This window comes from Streptomyces sp. SID5643 (genome assembly GCF_009872555.1).
In the GTDB taxonomy this organism is placed as follows: Bacteria; Actinomycetota; Actinomycetes; order Streptomycetales; family Streptomycetaceae; genus Streptomyces; species Streptomyces iakyrus.
This window is the reverse complement of record NZ_WWIC01000029.1, coordinates 25,610-39,033: the sequence shown is the minus strand read 5'-3', so window position 1 is coordinate 39,033 and position 13,424 is coordinate 25,610. Positions and strand designations below refer to the sequence as shown.

The window sequence follows — 13,424 nt, the reverse complement described above, 5'->3', positions numbered from 1 at the left end:
CAGGGCGGCACGGGTGGGCGATGGGGGTCCCCCTGCTCGAGCAAGCCGAGAGCTTGGGGGAGGCACCCCGCTCCGCCCGGGTTGCGGGCCCACCCGGCTCAGCGGCAACCGCCCTTGCCCTTCAGGCGCCGTAGTACCTCCGCAACCGCTCCTGCGCTCCCTCGCGCGTGCCCACCCGGTCCAGGCCCAGCAGCGCCGCCCCCAGCACCGGGCTCGCCGTCACCACCTGGGGGACCGCCTTGGGGGCGCGCTCCGTGAGCAAGCGGGCGATGTGGTCGTTCAGTTGCGGATGACGGGCCGCCAGGACGCCGCCGCCGAGGAGGACCGGGGTCTCCTCGGACAGCAGGTCCAGGCGGGTCAGAGCGACGACGGCCATGGCGACCACCTCCTCGGCCTGGCGTTCCACGACCGCCCGGGCGACCGGGTCACCACCGGAGGCCGTCGCGAAGAGGACCGGAGTCAGCTCGTGGCGCCGCAGGGGCGGGAGGTGCTCCAGGTGCAGGGCCTCGATGAGGGCGTACACGGTGGGCAGGCCGAAGTGGGCGGGGAGGGTGCGGGCGAGGGCGGTGGGGGCGCCACGGCCGTCCTCCGCCCGGGAGGCGTACCAGAGGGCCTCCTCGGACAGGCCCCAGCCTCCGCCCCAGTCGCCCGAGACCCGGCCGAGGGCCGGGAAGCGGGCGGTGCGGCCGTCGGGGCGCATGCCCACGCAGTTGATGCCCGCGCCGCAGACGACCGCCACGCCCCGGGGCTCGGTGACACCGGCCCGCAGGATCGCGAAGGTGTCGTTGCGGACCGTCACCGTCGCGCCCCACCCGCGGGCGTGCAGAGCCGTCGCCAGGTGTTCCTCCTCGACGGGGAAGTCGGCGTTCGCCAGGCACGCCGAGACGTGGGTGACCGAGGTGAGCCCGGCGGTGGTGAGGGCCCGGGTCACCGTCTCGGCGAGGTCGTCCATCGCCCTGTCCACGCCCACGGCCGGTGGACGGAATCCGCCCCCGCGTGCTGTGGCCAGGACCTCTCCGTCCGACGTCACGATCGCGACGTCGGTCTTGCTGTTCCCCGCGTCGACGGCGAGGACGGTCAGGCCCACGCCAGGTGCTCCCGGTTGTGTGCGATCAGCCGGTCGGTGAGCGTCTCGGCGTACGCGTACTGGCCGATGAGGGGGTGGGAGAGCAGGGCGCGGAAGACGCGGTCCCTGCCGCCGTGCAGGGCGGCTTCGAGGGCCAGGTGCTCGTAGGCGGTGACGGCGGCCATCAGGCCCGCGTAGAGGGGGTCGACCGGGTGGACGGGGAGGGGGGCCGCGCCCTTGGCGCCCACGGCCGCCTGGACCTCGATCACCGCGTCGTCGGGGAGGAAGGGGAGCGTGCCCCGGTTGTACGTGTTCACCACCTGGTACGGCGTGCCCCCGCCGCCCAGCAGGGCCGCGGCCAGGTCCACCGCCGCCTCCGAGTAGAAGGCACCGCCCCGCCCGGCGAGCAGCTCCGGCTTCTCGTCCAGGTCCGGATCGGCGTACAGGGCCAGCAACTCGCGTTCCATGGCCGCCACTTCGGCTGCCCGGGGCGGCTTGGTCCGCAGCTCCCGTACGACGTCGTCGTGCGCGTAGTAGTAGCGCAGGTAGTAGGAGGGGACCACACCCAGGGTGTCGAGCAGGGGGCGGGGCAGGCGGAGGTCGGCCGCGATCCGGTCGCCGTGTTCCCCGAGCAGCTTCGGCAGGACGTCCTCGCCCTCCGGGCCGCCCAGGCGTACCGCCGTCTCCCAGGTCAGGTGGTTGAGGCCCACGTGGTCCAGGTGGATCCCGGAGGGCGCGACCGACAGCAGCGCCGCGAATTTGCGTTGCAGGCCGATCGCGACGTTGCACAGGCCCACCGCCTTGTGGCCCGCCTGGAGCAGGGCACGGGTCACGATGCCGACCGGGTTGGTGAAGTCGATGATCCAGGCGTGAGGGTTGGTGCGGCGGACGCGGTCCGCGATGTCCAGGACGACCGGGACCGTGCGCAGGGCCTTCGCCAGGCCGCCGGCGCCCGTGGTCTCCTGGCCCACGCAGCCGCACTCCAGGGGCCAGGTCTCGTCCTGCTGACGGGCCGCCTGGCCGCCGACGCGGAGTTGCAGGAGGACCGCGTCCGCGCCGTCGACCGCCTCGTCGAGGTTGTCCGTCGTGGTGATGCGGCCCGTGTGGTCCTGGCGGGTGAAGATGCGGCGGGCCAGGCCGCCCACCAGCTCCAGGCGGTCCCGGGCGGGGTCCATCAGGACCAGTTCCCCGACGGGCAGGGTGTCCCTCAGGCGGGCGAAGCCGTCCACGAGTTCGGGGGTGTAGGTCGAGCCTCCGCCGACCACGGTGAGTTTCACTGAGGGGTCCCTCGCTTCCAGGCGCCCGGGACGACGATCATCGGCCGGGGGTCCGGGGGTCGGCCCCCGGGGAGATGCTGCATGTGTGTCTAACCCTTTACTCCGGTGAGCGTGACGCCCTCGACGAACGCCTTCTGGGCGAAGAAGAACACGAGGATCACGGGGGCCATGACCAGCACCGTGGCGGCCATGGTGAGGTTCCAGTCGGTGTGGTGGGCGCCCTTGAACGACTCCAGGCCGTAGGAGAGCGTCCAGGCGCCCGGGTTCTCCGAGGCGTAGATTTGCGGGCCGAAGTAGTCGTTCCAGGCGTAGAAGAACTGGAAGAGGGCGACGGCGGCGATGCCCGGCCTGGCCATCGGGAGGACGACCTTCAGCAGGGTGCGCAGGTCGCCGCAGCCGTCCACCTTGGCGGCGTCCACGTACTCGTCGGGGATCGTCGTCAGGAACTGGCGCAGCAGGAAGATGGAGAACGCGTCGCCGCACGCCATGGGGATGATCAGCGGCCAGAGCGAGCCGGACAGGTCCAGTTGCTTCGCCCAGAACAGGTACATCGGGATGACGACCACCTGCGGCGGCAGCATCATCATCGAGATGACCAGCATCAGGGTCAGATTGCGGCCGGGGAAGCGGAACTTGGCGAGGGCGTAGGCCACCGGGACCGAGGAGACCACCGTCAGCGCCGTGCCCAGGAACGCGTAGAACAGGGTGTTCCGCCACCAGGTGAGGAAGCCCGGGGTGTCGAAGACCCGTCGGTAGTTGTCCCACTCCCAGGTGTGCGGGATCAGGTCGCGGCTGAGCGCCTGGCTGTCGCTCATGAGGGAGGTGAGGAAGACGAAGACGAAGGGGAGGGTGAAGAAGAGGGCCGCCGCGATGCCGAGGGAGTGGATGGCGATCCATTCCAGCAACGCCCTCCGGCGTGCCGTGCGTTCCGCGGGGGGAGGCGGCGCCTTCAGGTCCGGGGGTTTGTCGAGTACCTGCGTCATCGTTCACCTGCCTGGATCAGTCCGCCCCTGCGGCGCATCAGGAGTGCCGTGAAGGCCATGGAGAGGGCGAAGAGGACCAGGGCGACCACGCAGGCCGAGCCGTAGTCGAAGCGCTGGAAGCCCAGGTTGTAGACGAGTTGGGGGAGGGTGAGGGTCGACTTGTCGGGGTAGCCCGGCTCGAACAGCGTGCCCGCCCCCTGGATCACACCCGAGGCGACCTTCCCGGCGATCAGAGGCTGTGTGTAGTACTGCATGGTCTGGATCACGCCGGTGACGACCGCGAACATGACGATCGGCAAGATGTTCGGGAGCGTCACGTAGCGGAAGCGCTGCCAGGCCGTCGCGCCGTCCAGTTCCGCCGCCTCGTACTGCTCCTTGGGCACGTCGAGCAGGGCGGCCATGAAGATGACCATCAGGTCGCCGATGCCCCACAGGGCCAGGAGGGTCAGGGCCGGCTTCGACCAGACCGGGTCGTTGAACCAGCCCGGGGCCGGCAGCCCGGTCTTCTCCAGAAGGGAGTTGACCGGGCCCGTACCGGGGTTGAGGAGGAAGGCGAAGGCCATGGTGGCCGCCACGGGCGGGGCCAGGTACGGCAGGTAGAAGAGGGTGCGGAAGACGCCCGTGGCCGTCTTGATCCTGGTGATCAGCAGGCCCACGCCCAGGCCGAAGGCGACCCGGAGCGTGACCATGACGACGACCATCCACAGGGTGTTGCGCAGGGCGGGCCAGAACAGGGGGTAGTGCTCGAAGACGTACGTCCAGTTCTTCGCGCCGCTCCACACCGGCGGCCGGAAGCCGTCGTAGCGCATGAAGGAGAAGTAGACGGTGGAGACCAGGGGGTAGGCGAAGAAGACCGTGAAGCCGATCAGCCAGGGGGAGAGGAAGGCGAGGGTGCGCAGGGCCGAGCGGCGGTGTTTCGCCCGCAGCGTGTAGGTGCTCATGCTGCCCGTCGCCTACTTCGCCTGCGCGATGTCCGTGTCGATCTGTGCCGCCGTCTTCTTCAGACCGGCCTTGAGATCGGTCTCCTTGCCGCTTTCGTAGTCGTAGCCGAACTGCTGGATCGTGGTGAGGTAGACACCGCCGTTGACGGAGGCGGGGGCCGTGGTGGAGTTCGGGTCGGCGGCGATCTCCAGGAACGTCTTGAAGCGCGGGTCGTACTTCAGCTTCGGCGACTTCAGGGCCGCGAGCGTCGAGGGCACGTTGTGGATGGCGTTGGAGAAGTTCACCACCGCGTCCGTGTCCGTGGTCATGTACTTCACCAGCTCCCAGGCCGCGTTCTGCTTCTTGCTGGTGGCGGCGACACCGGCGATGGTGCCGGTGATGTAGCCCTTGCCGTACTCGTCGGCCCGGTCGTCGGGGACGGGCAGCGGGGCCACGCCGATGCCGAACTTCGGCTTGGCGTCCAGGGCCATGCCCAGGCGCCACTCGCCGTCGAGCTGCATGGCGACCTGGCCGGTGTGGAAGGGGTGCTTGGGCCCCCACTCGTCGCCGAGCCCGGCGCGGTAGGTCTCCAGCCTGCGGTAGCCGCCGAGTGTGTCGACCAGCTTCTTCTGCATCGTGAACGCGGCCTCGAAGGCCGGGTCCTGGGCGACGTTCGACTTGCCGTCCTTGTCGAAGTACGTGGGGGAGAACTGGCCGAGGTAGTGCTCGGTGGTGGTCTCCCAGCCGTGGTAGTTCGGCATGAAGCCGAGCTGCTCGTACGTGTCGCCCCGGGGGATCGTCAGCTTCTTCGCGACCCGCTCGAATTCCGACCAGGTCTTCGGCGGGGCGGTGATGCCCGCCTTCTTGAACGCCGTCTTGTTGTAGTAGAGGCCGTACGCGTCACCGAGAAGGGGGACCGCGCAGCGGTTGCCCTCGAACCGGGTGTACTCGTTCATGGCCTTCGGGAAGGTCTTCTGCGGGTCGATGCCCGACCTCTCGAAGAAGGGGTCGAGATCCACGAGGGCGCCCGAGGAGCAGAACTTCCCGACGCTGTTCGTGGTGAACGACGAGATCACGTCCGGGGCCTTGGCCCCGCCGGCGCGCAGGGCCTGGTTCATCTTGTCGTCCGTCATGTTGCCGACGACGTCGACGTGGATGTCGGGGTGCGCCTTCTCGAATCCGGCGACCAGGTCCTTGACGGCCTTCACCTCCGACGGCGCGCTCCAGGCGTGCCAGAAGGTGATGGTCGTCTCCTTGGAGGCGTCGTCGCTCGCGCCCGCGCCGGACTGGCCGGTGCACGCGGTGGCGAGGAGGGCGAGGGAGGCGGAGGCGGCGACGGCGATGGCGGCTTTTCCGGATATTCCGGGCATGACAGAGCTCCCTGGGCACGGGGGAAGAGGAAGGGAATCGCGGGAGGGGGGTGGGTCAGCGGGAGGTGTCGAAGACCTCGTCGCGTGTCGTCGCGAGCGCGCTCTCCAGCGCGCCGCGCAGCACGGGGTGTTCACGGACGTCGCCCACGACCAGGCGCGGGCGGGACGCGGCCAGCTCTTCCAGTTCGGTCTGGACGAGGGCGCGCAGCGGTTCGCCGCCCGAGGTGAGGGACGCGCCGCTCAGCACGACGAGCTCGGGGTCGAGGACCGAGACCAGGGAGGCCAGACCGGTGGCCAGCCGGGTCGCGTAGGCCCGCAGGAGGTGCCGGTGGGCGTCGTCGCCGGCCTGTGCCGCCCGGGCCAGCAACCGGGCGGCGGCCTCGGCGTACGGGCCCGGCGGGATGTCCTCGATGCCGAGCTCGCGGGCCAGGCGCGGGACGGCCTGGGAGCCGGCCAGCTCCTGGTAGCCGCCGCTGTTGGCCTTGGTGACCTGGCGGACCAGGGGGGTGCCCGGCACCGGCAGGAAGCCGACCTCGCCGGCGCCGCCGGTCCAGCCGCGGTGCAGCCGGCCGCCGAGCACCAGGGCGGCGCCCAGGCCCTCCTCGTTCCACAGCAGCACGAAGTCCGCGTGGCCCCGGGCCGCTCCGAGGCGCTGCTCGGCGAGCGCGACCAGGTTGACGTCGTTCTCGTACTCGAACGGCATCGGCAGGGCGGCGGCGAGCTCCTCCAGCAGGGTGGGGGAGTGCCAGCCGGGGAGGTGGGAGGCGTAGCGCAGCCGTCCGGTGGTGGGGTCGAAGGCGCCGGGGGTGCCGATGACGAGGCGGTGGACGTCGTCCCGGGCGAGACCGGCCGCCTTCACGGCTCCGTCCAGGGCGTCGGTGACCTGCTGGACGACCGGGGTGCCGGTGCGCCTGCCGGGGGTGGGAAGTTCGAAGCGGCCGACCGTGCGGCCGGTGATGTCGGCGATCGCGGCGAGGATCCGCTGGGGGGTGACGTCGAGCCCGGCGGCGTGGCCGGCCGCCGGATTGACCTCGTAGAGCTGGGCGCTCGGGCCCGGCCGGCCTGCGGTGGTGCCGGTGGCCAGGACGAGACCCGCCGCCTCCAGCCGGGACAGCAGCTGGGAGGCGGTCGGCTTGGACAGGCCGGTGAGCTTGCCGATCCGGGTGCGGGACAGCGGTCCGTGCTCCAGCAGCAGGTCCAGGGCGGCCCGGTCGTTCATGGCGCGCAGGACGCGCGGGGTGCCCGGCGTGCCGGCGGTTCCTGCCATGCGTGTCCACACCTGCCCTTCGGCTGCTCAGCTTCTCAGTGATCAGGCGGGGAAGTCCATCGGACGGCTGCCCCCTGGCCACTGTTAGGAAAGTTTCCTATCGATGGGGAGGAAGGTAAGCCCGGTGCCGCATGGCCGTCAATAGGGGACGCCCTGTCGTCATCCGGACATGCGAGAGGGCGGCACCCGGAGAACCGGATGCCGCCCTGTGTGTGAGGAGTTGCCGCTACTTCGTGGTGCTCGTCGGCGCGGGCGGCGCGAGCGGGGACGCCGCCGCCGACTGCGGGGACGTCGCGTTCGCGTACACCGACGGGGCGGCCATCCCCGCCGTCGGGTCGGCCGGCTGCTCCTCCGCCGGGGCCGTGGCGCCGCCGACGATCCGGATGCCCGCCGCGTCGAAGGCCCGCTTGATGCGCCAGCGCAGCTCGCGCTCCACGGTCAGGGACTTGCCGGGCATCGTCTTGGCCGTGACCCGCACGACCATGGAGTCCAGCAGCACGCTGTCCAGGCCGAGGACCTCGATCGGGCCCCACAGCAGCTCGTTCCAGGGCTCCTCGGCGCCCATCTTCTCGGCGACCTCGTCCAGGGTGGCCTTCACCCGGTCCAGGTCCTCGCCGGAGTGGACCGTGACGTCGACGTTGGCCGTCGCCCAGCCCTGCGAGAGGTTGCCGATGCGCTTCACCTCACCGTTGCGGACGTACCAGATCTCGCCGCCCTCGCCCCGCAGCTTGGTCACGCGCAGGCCCACCTCGATCACCTCGCCGGAGGCGACGCCCGCGTCGACCGTGTCGCCGACGCCGTACTGGTCCTCCAGGATCATGAAGACGCCGGACAGGAAGTCCGTGACGAGGTTGCGGGCGCCGAAGCCGATCGCCACACCGGCGACACCGGCCGAGGCCAGCAGTGGGGCGAGGTTGATCTGGAAGGTGCCCAGGATCATCAGGGCGGCGGTGCCGATGATCAGGAACGACGCCACCGAGCGCAGCACCGAGCCGATGGCCTGCGAGCGCTGCCGACGGCGTTCGACGTTGACCAGCAGTCCGCCCAGCGCGCTGCCGTCCACGGACTGCACGCTCCGGTTCATGCGGTCGATCAGCTTGGTGATCGCCCGGCGCACGAAAACCCTCAGCACCGCCGCTATCACCACGATGAGCAGGACCCTGAGACCGATCGCGAGCCACGTCGACCAGTTCTGCTCGACCCAGCCGGCGGCGTTCGTCGCGCTCTCCTGGGCGTCCTGGAGCGAGGGCACTCTCGGGGTCTGCGAGTCCGAGGGGGTCGGCGACGGCGACGGACCGGCGGCGAGCAGGACGGCGTCCGCAGGGGACAGGGACACGGCAGGTACCTCCAGGTGCAGCGGTCTGCCCCGGCGCGGTGGTTCACGGGGTCAAGGTCACGGCTGGGTCACCGAAGGGGCAGAACCACCACACTAACGGGGCATTGTGTGTGCTTCGGCAGGATGTGTGAAGGAGAGACCGTGCTCACCTGGGCTTGAACAGGCCATGGTCCGGGGGATGAATCAGATGTGGTCGAAAACACTCCCAGCCCGTTACGGGGACATGGTGGCGCTTCCACCAGGCATGAGGGGAAACTGGCTACGAATCGTCCCGGCGCGAGCCACGCGCCGCCGGCGTCCAAGGAGGCATCCGTGCCGCATGTCCTGGTCCTCAACGCGTCGTACGAGCCGCTAGGTGTCGTACCGCTCCGCCGCGCGCTCGTCCTCGTCCTCGAGAACAAGGCCGTATGCCTCGAGGAGTCCGGCGCCTTTCTGCACAGCGCGACCGTCACAGTCCCCGCACCCAGCGTGGTCCGGCTCAAGCGATTCGTCCGGGTTCCCTATCGGGGGCCCGTTCCTCTGACCCGCCGGGCACTGTTCGCCCGCGACGGGGGCCGGTGCATGTACTGCGGTGGCGTCGCAACCAGCGTCGACCACGTCATCCCGCGCAGCCGCGGGGGCAAGCACGTCTGGGACAACGTGGTGGCGTCCTGCCGCCGCTGCAACCACGTGAAGGCCGACCGGCACCTCTTCGAGATCGGCTGGCGGCTGCGCCACAAACCCGCCCCGCCGTCCGGCCTGGCCTGGCGCATCATCGGGACCGGCCACAGGGATCCGCGCTGGCTGCCGTACTTGCAGCCGTACGGCGCGGAGGACGCCATGGCCCGGATCGACGGCATTTCCGCCTGACGATCCGGGCCTTCGCATGCCCGGGGTGCGGCCGGCCGGTCAGGTCCGGGGCCCCTCCGGCCGCGCCCCGCGCACGGCGTAGAGGGCGGTGCCGGCCACGAAGGCCGCGCCGGCCGCGAGCCAGGCTCCCGGCTGGGGGCCCGGCTGCATCGGCCATGCCCACACCGTGACCGCGGAGCCGCGCACCCCGCTCGAGGCCAGAACCACCGAGCCGACGTAGCAGAACGGCGGCAGCCAGCTCAGGCGGGCGCCCAGCACGACGGACGCGGCGGCCGTGACGCCGACGCAGCCCAGGGTGTTGCGGATCATGGCCGGGGGGCCGAAGGTGGTCGCGTCCCCGAGCACGGCGAGCGGCAGCAGTGCCGCCGCGAGCGCGGTGAGGGCCAGCAGCTGGGTCAGCCGCCGCGGCCACCAGGGACGTACGGCCGTCCGGTCCAGCTCGTCGGAGGGGGTATGCAGGCTCACTCCGATCACCGCGGCGGCCAGCAGCGGGGACAGGGCCACGATCGGCACCCGCTCGTCGGTGTCGAGGTAGGTGTCCATCCGCTCCGCCGCCCACACCGCGAACCCGACGGTCCCGGCGAGCGCAGCGAGGGTGCGGGGAACGATGCGGGAGCGGGCGTAGAGGAAGCCTCCGAAAGTGCTCACAGCGCCGGCACCCCCCTTGCGTCGCAGTCGCCCGCCGTTGCGAAGTACGCCGACAGCCACGCCCGCCGCTCGTCCTCGTCCATCGCCGTCAGCCGGGCTCGCGCCGCCAGCCGCCGCCGCAACTCCGCCTGCTGGGCCTCGTCACCGGCGGCGTCTTGCTCGTCGAACGTCTTCTCCATGGGGCTGGGCGCCAGATAGTGGGTCACCGCGTCGTCCGCCGTGTGCACCCGCGCGTCCATCGCCCCGCAGTCCATCCGGTCCTGCAGCGCCTGCACGGCCTCCCAGGCGTACTGCCCCGGATCGGTCAGCCGCCCCCGCACCACCGACCAGCCCAGCGGCATCAGCATCGGCAGTTCCGCCTCGTCCCGACCCGGGCGGCCCTGCCGGTCCTCGAACCGCACCGGCACGTTCCGCACTCCCTCCAGGCGGCCGGTGATCCCCGACAGGGCGGCCGTCACCTGCGGCAACAGCTTCTCGTACCGAGCGTTGACGCAGATCTGGGGGCTGGTGGAGGTGTCGCACACCTGCCGGCTCCCGGCGGGGTTGGTGCGCCACACCCCGTCCCCGGCCTGCACCAACAGCGCGCCCGCAGCCGTCGCCGCCGCCAGCGGCAGCAGGGCCGTGTACCGGCGCCGGGCGGTGTGGGCCAGCACCACGGCCGCCGCGAGACCCGCGGTCCACAGCGCCACTGCCGCGGGCTGCCACGCGACCGGCACCGTGTCCGTGCGGACCGGGAACGCCGGGTTCAGCAGGCGACCGGACCCCTCGCGGACCGTCGACGCCATGCCCAGGACGACATACCCGGCCAACGCCAGCAGCGGCGTCGCCAGCCGGGAGGCCACCACCCGCCCCACGACCTGACCTGCCACCGCTGCCGCCGCTGCCGCCGCCATGTCCGCCGGCAGCAGATCGAAGTAGGGCCGGTCACCGGTGGCGTACGGCCAGGTGGCCAGCAGCGCACCCGCCGCGGCGGCCCCGTACCCGGCGGCCGTCCACAGCGCGACCGGCAGCGCCGCCACCACGAACCGGGCCAGCGGCCCGCGCGACACCGTCCCCCACAGTTCCTCCGTACGACGCCGGCGCTCCCGTCCGCCCTGCCAGCAGCCCGCGGCCGAGGCCAGGGGAAGGACGATCAGCATCCCCTCGTGCAGCCGTGACCGGGTCTCCGTCCAGCCGCCCTGCCACTGCTCGGCCGACCCCGCCAGCAGCACACCGAGGGTCAGGAAGACGGCCGCTCCGGCCCAGGGCGCGAAGCCGTGGACAGCTTCGGCGCGCAACGGGTGCGGCGCCCGGCGCGGGCGGCCCGTGCGCCGCGGCGTGGTCCGCCGCTCCGACACGAGGGTCATCGCGCCGCCTCCCCGAGGGCCGCTGCCTGGCGCGGCCGGGCGCGGTGGGCGCGCAGCGCTGCCGTGTACCCGCGCTCGATAGGGTTGTCGCCGACGCAGTCCGTGGCGTCGCCCAGCCCGGCGAGGGAATCCGGGGTGCCCCGGTAGGCGACCCGGCCCCCCTCGATGAGGGTGACCTCCGTGCAGGCAGCCGCCACGTCCTCCACCAGGTGGGTGGAGACGATCACGGTCGAGGAGGCGCCCAGTTCGCGCAGCAGTTCACGGAACTCCACGCGCTGCTCCGGGTCCAGGCCCGCGGTCGGCTCGTCGAAGAGCAGCACTCGGGGGTCGTTGACGATGGCCTGCGCGATGCCGACGCGGCGGACCATGCCGCCGGACAGCGTGCGCACCTTCGCGTCGATGCGGTCGGCGAGGCCGACGCGGGCGACGGCCCGCTCGACGGCGTTCGGGGTGACGGCCGCGGGCATCTCCTTGAGCCAGGCCACGTACGCGACGAACTCCCGCACAGTGAAGCCCGGGTAGTAGCCGAACTCCTGCGGCAGGTAGCCCATCCGGCGGCGGACTTCGCCGCGCCGCCGGTGGTCGCCGGCGTCGTGGCCGAGGATCTCCACCCGGCCGCCGGACGGTTCGGCGACTGTGGCTAGCACGCGGATCAGCGAGGTCTTGCCGGCGCCGTTCGGGCCGAGCAGCCCGTGCACGCCCGGGCCGAAGTCGAGGTCCACCGAGTCCAGGGCGACGGTCCTGCGGTGCCGGACACGCAGGCCGGTGACCCGGATGCCGACCGGCTCCGCGGGCCGGGAACGTGAGGGGTGGGGGGCCGTGGTCAACGCATCTCCAGGAAGTGGTGGGCAGGGCGGCGCGTGGCCAGCACGGCGGCGCACAGGACGGCAGCCGCCGCCCAGCCGCCCTGTGCCGGGGCGCCGTCCAGGAAGGACGACAGTCGCTCGGACAGATGTGCGGTGAGCCGTCCGCCCGGGGCGGCGAGCACCGGACCGAGCACGGCGCACAGCCAGCCGCCGCCGGTCACGGCCGTGGCCGTGCGGACGCCGACGTGGCCGGCCAGCGTCAGCGAGGCCAGCGTCAACGCGAGACCCGGCAGCAGCCAGGCGGCGGCGCCCGGGGCGTCCGAGGACGGCAGCAGGGCCCCGGCCAGGGTCAGCAGCGGCAGGCTCACCGCCAGCACGGCGGCGGTCCGCGTCAGCACCAGCCGCAGCCCGGCCGACGGGGTGGCCGCGGCGATCTCGTGCAGCGGGTCGGCGTGCGGCCCGTAGGACAGGGCGACACCGGCGACCGGCAGGACTGGGGCGAGGGCCAGCAGCCAGGGCCGCGCGTCCGGGAGGCCGCCCGCATGGGCCAGGGCGACGGCTCCCACGGCCACCAGCAGCACGGCCGGCAGCCACGCCCCGCGCACGGCCGGGCCGGCCGCCCAAAGGATGCGGGCGGGGCGCGAGCCCGGTGCCCACGGACGGGCCCGGTGCGCCTTCCGCGCCGCCGCTGGTGCGCGGGGCGCCGCCTTCGCCGCGTGCGAGGCACTCGGCACGGCCTCGCGTGCGTCGCCCAGCACCGCTTCCCGGACCTCGGCCAGCACCAGCCCCGCCGCCGTCCCGCGCACCGCCCGCGACACACGGGCCGCGCAGGTGCCGCAGCACTCCAGGTGCTTCTCCAGCGACCAGGCGTCCGACTCCGGCAGGGAGCCGTCCGCGTACCGGGTGACGAAGTGGTCGGGCGCGTGCCAGCCGGTCATGCCGGGCCTCCCATCGGCGACGGGCTCACCTGGGCGAGGGCCGCGCGCAGTTCGGCGCGGGCGCGCATCGCCCGGGACTTGACGGTGCCCTCGGGTATGCCGAGGAGCCGGGCGGTCTCGCGGGTGGTCAGCCCGTCGACGACCGTGGCGCGCAGCACTTCGCGCAGCTCGGGCGAGATCCTGTCGAGGGCGGTGCCCACGTCGCCGTACTCCAGCCCCGCCAGCACCCGGTCCTCGGCGGACGGCGCGGACGCCGTCGGCCGGCAGTCGTCCCCCGCCTCCTCCATCGGCGCCGTCCGCAGCCGCGCGGTTCGCTGCTGCACCCGCCAGGCGTCGACCAGGCGGCGCGCGGCGATCGTCCACAGCCAGCCGCCGGCGTCCTCGCCGCGGTGCGAGTCCGCGGACCGCCACACCGTGACGAAGGTGTCTTGCAGCACCTCACGCACGACCTCCGGATCGGCGCAGCGCCGGGTCAGCCGTGCGTACAGCCAGCCCGCGTGCCGGTCGTACAGCGCGGCCATCGCCGCCGAGTCCCCGCCCGCGACCCCCCGTAGCAGCGCCGCGTCCGAGTCCCCCTCGTCCGTCTCCCGGTGGCCCCCCATGGGGCGGAACAGTCT

At 72.5% G+C, this 13,424-nt stretch carries 13 protein-coding genes; 1 reads left to right on the top strand and 12 read right to left on the bottom strand.

Going from position 1 to position 13,424, the window contains the following annotated elements; all coding sequences use genetic code 11:
• Positions 1-121: 121 nt before the first annotated feature.
• From GTY56_RS03090 to GTY56_RS03060, 7 genes are all read right to left on the bottom strand, one after another.
• Entirely contained in the window at positions 122-1,087 is a 966-nt protein-coding gene (locus GTY56_RS03090; RefSeq protein WP_161362199.1) for a BadF/BadG/BcrA/BcrD ATPase family protein, read from the bottom strand.
• Complete coding sequence (locus GTY56_RS03085) at positions 1,078-2,343, bottom strand: family 4 glycosyl hydrolase (RefSeq protein WP_161362197.1); 1,266 nt, start codon at positions 2,341-2,343, stop codon at positions 1,078-1,080. The genes GTY56_RS03090 and GTY56_RS03085 overlap by 10 nt, the downstream gene beginning before the upstream one ends.
• Positions 2,344-2,432: 89 nt before the next feature.
• Positions 2,433-3,326: a carbohydrate ABC transporter permease gene (locus GTY56_RS03080; RefSeq protein ID WP_161362195.1), complete on the bottom strand. Its 894-nt coding sequence runs from the start codon at positions 3,324-3,326 to the stop codon at positions 2,433-2,435.
• Positions 3,323-4,267, bottom strand: a complete 945-nt coding sequence (locus GTY56_RS03075) for a carbohydrate ABC transporter permease (RefSeq protein WP_161362192.1) — start codon at positions 4,265-4,267, stop codon at positions 3,323-3,325. The genes GTY56_RS03080 and GTY56_RS03075 overlap by 4 nt, the downstream gene beginning before the upstream one ends.
• A 12-nt stretch (positions 4,268-4,279) precedes the next feature.
• Positions 4,280-5,617: an ABC transporter substrate-binding protein gene (locus GTY56_RS03070; RefSeq protein WP_161362190.1), complete on the bottom strand. Its 1,338-nt coding sequence runs from the start codon at positions 5,615-5,617 to the stop codon at positions 4,280-4,282.
• A gap of 55 nt (positions 5,618-5,672) precedes the next feature.
• Entirely contained in the window at positions 5,673-6,884 is a 1,212-nt protein-coding gene (locus tag GTY56_RS03065; protein WP_161362188.1) for an ROK family transcriptional regulator, read from the bottom strand.
• 226 nt (positions 6,885-7,110) lie between these two features.
• Positions 7,111-8,220, bottom strand: coding sequence for a mechanosensitive ion channel family protein (locus GTY56_RS03060; protein ID WP_346345401.1), 1,110 nt, complete (start codon positions 8,218-8,220; stop codon positions 7,111-7,113).
• A 312-nt stretch (positions 8,221-8,532) separates the two neighbouring features.
• On the opposite strand from GTY56_RS03060, the gene GTY56_RS03055 reads away from it, so the two are divergent.
• Positions 8,533-9,069 (top strand): HNH endonuclease, encoded by a 537-nt coding sequence (locus GTY56_RS03055; RefSeq protein ID WP_102913293.1) that lies wholly within the window; start codon positions 8,533-8,535, stop codon positions 9,067-9,069.
• 39 nt (positions 9,070-9,108) lie between these two features.
• Here GTY56_RS03055 and GTY56_RS03050 read toward each other — a convergent pair whose 3' ends face one another.
• The 5 genes from GTY56_RS03050 to GTY56_RS03030 are packed head-to-tail and all read right to left on the bottom strand — an operon-like array spanning position 9,109 to position 13,409.
• Positions 9,109-9,717: a hypothetical protein gene (locus GTY56_RS03050; RefSeq protein ID WP_161362186.1), complete on the bottom strand. Its 609-nt coding sequence runs from the start codon at positions 9,715-9,717 to the stop codon at positions 9,109-9,111.
• A complete protein-coding gene (locus GTY56_RS03045; RefSeq protein WP_161362184.1) occupies positions 9,714-11,063 on the bottom strand; it encodes a hypothetical protein in 1,350 nt (449 codons plus the stop codon). Before GTY56_RS03045 ends, GTY56_RS03050 begins: the two co-directional genes overlap by 4 nt.
• Positions 11,060-11,890 carry an ABC transporter ATP-binding protein gene (locus GTY56_RS03040; protein WP_202509662.1) on the bottom strand — a complete coding sequence of 277 codons (831 nt, stop codon included), beginning with the start codon at positions 11,888-11,890 and terminating at the stop codon, positions 11,060-11,062. The genes GTY56_RS03045 and GTY56_RS03040 overlap by 4 nt, the downstream gene beginning before the upstream one ends.
• Complete coding sequence (locus GTY56_RS03035) at positions 11,887-12,807, bottom strand: zf-HC2 domain-containing protein (RefSeq protein WP_161362182.1); 921 nt, start codon at positions 12,805-12,807, stop codon at positions 11,887-11,889. Before GTY56_RS03035 ends, GTY56_RS03040 begins: the two co-directional genes overlap by 4 nt.
• On the bottom strand, positions 12,804-13,409 hold the full coding sequence (locus GTY56_RS03030; protein ID WP_161362181.1) for an RNA polymerase sigma factor: 606 nt from the start codon (positions 13,407-13,409) through the stop codon (positions 12,804-12,806). Before GTY56_RS03030 ends, GTY56_RS03035 begins: the two co-directional genes overlap by 4 nt.
• Between the last annotated feature and the right edge of the window lie 15 nt (positions 13,410-13,424).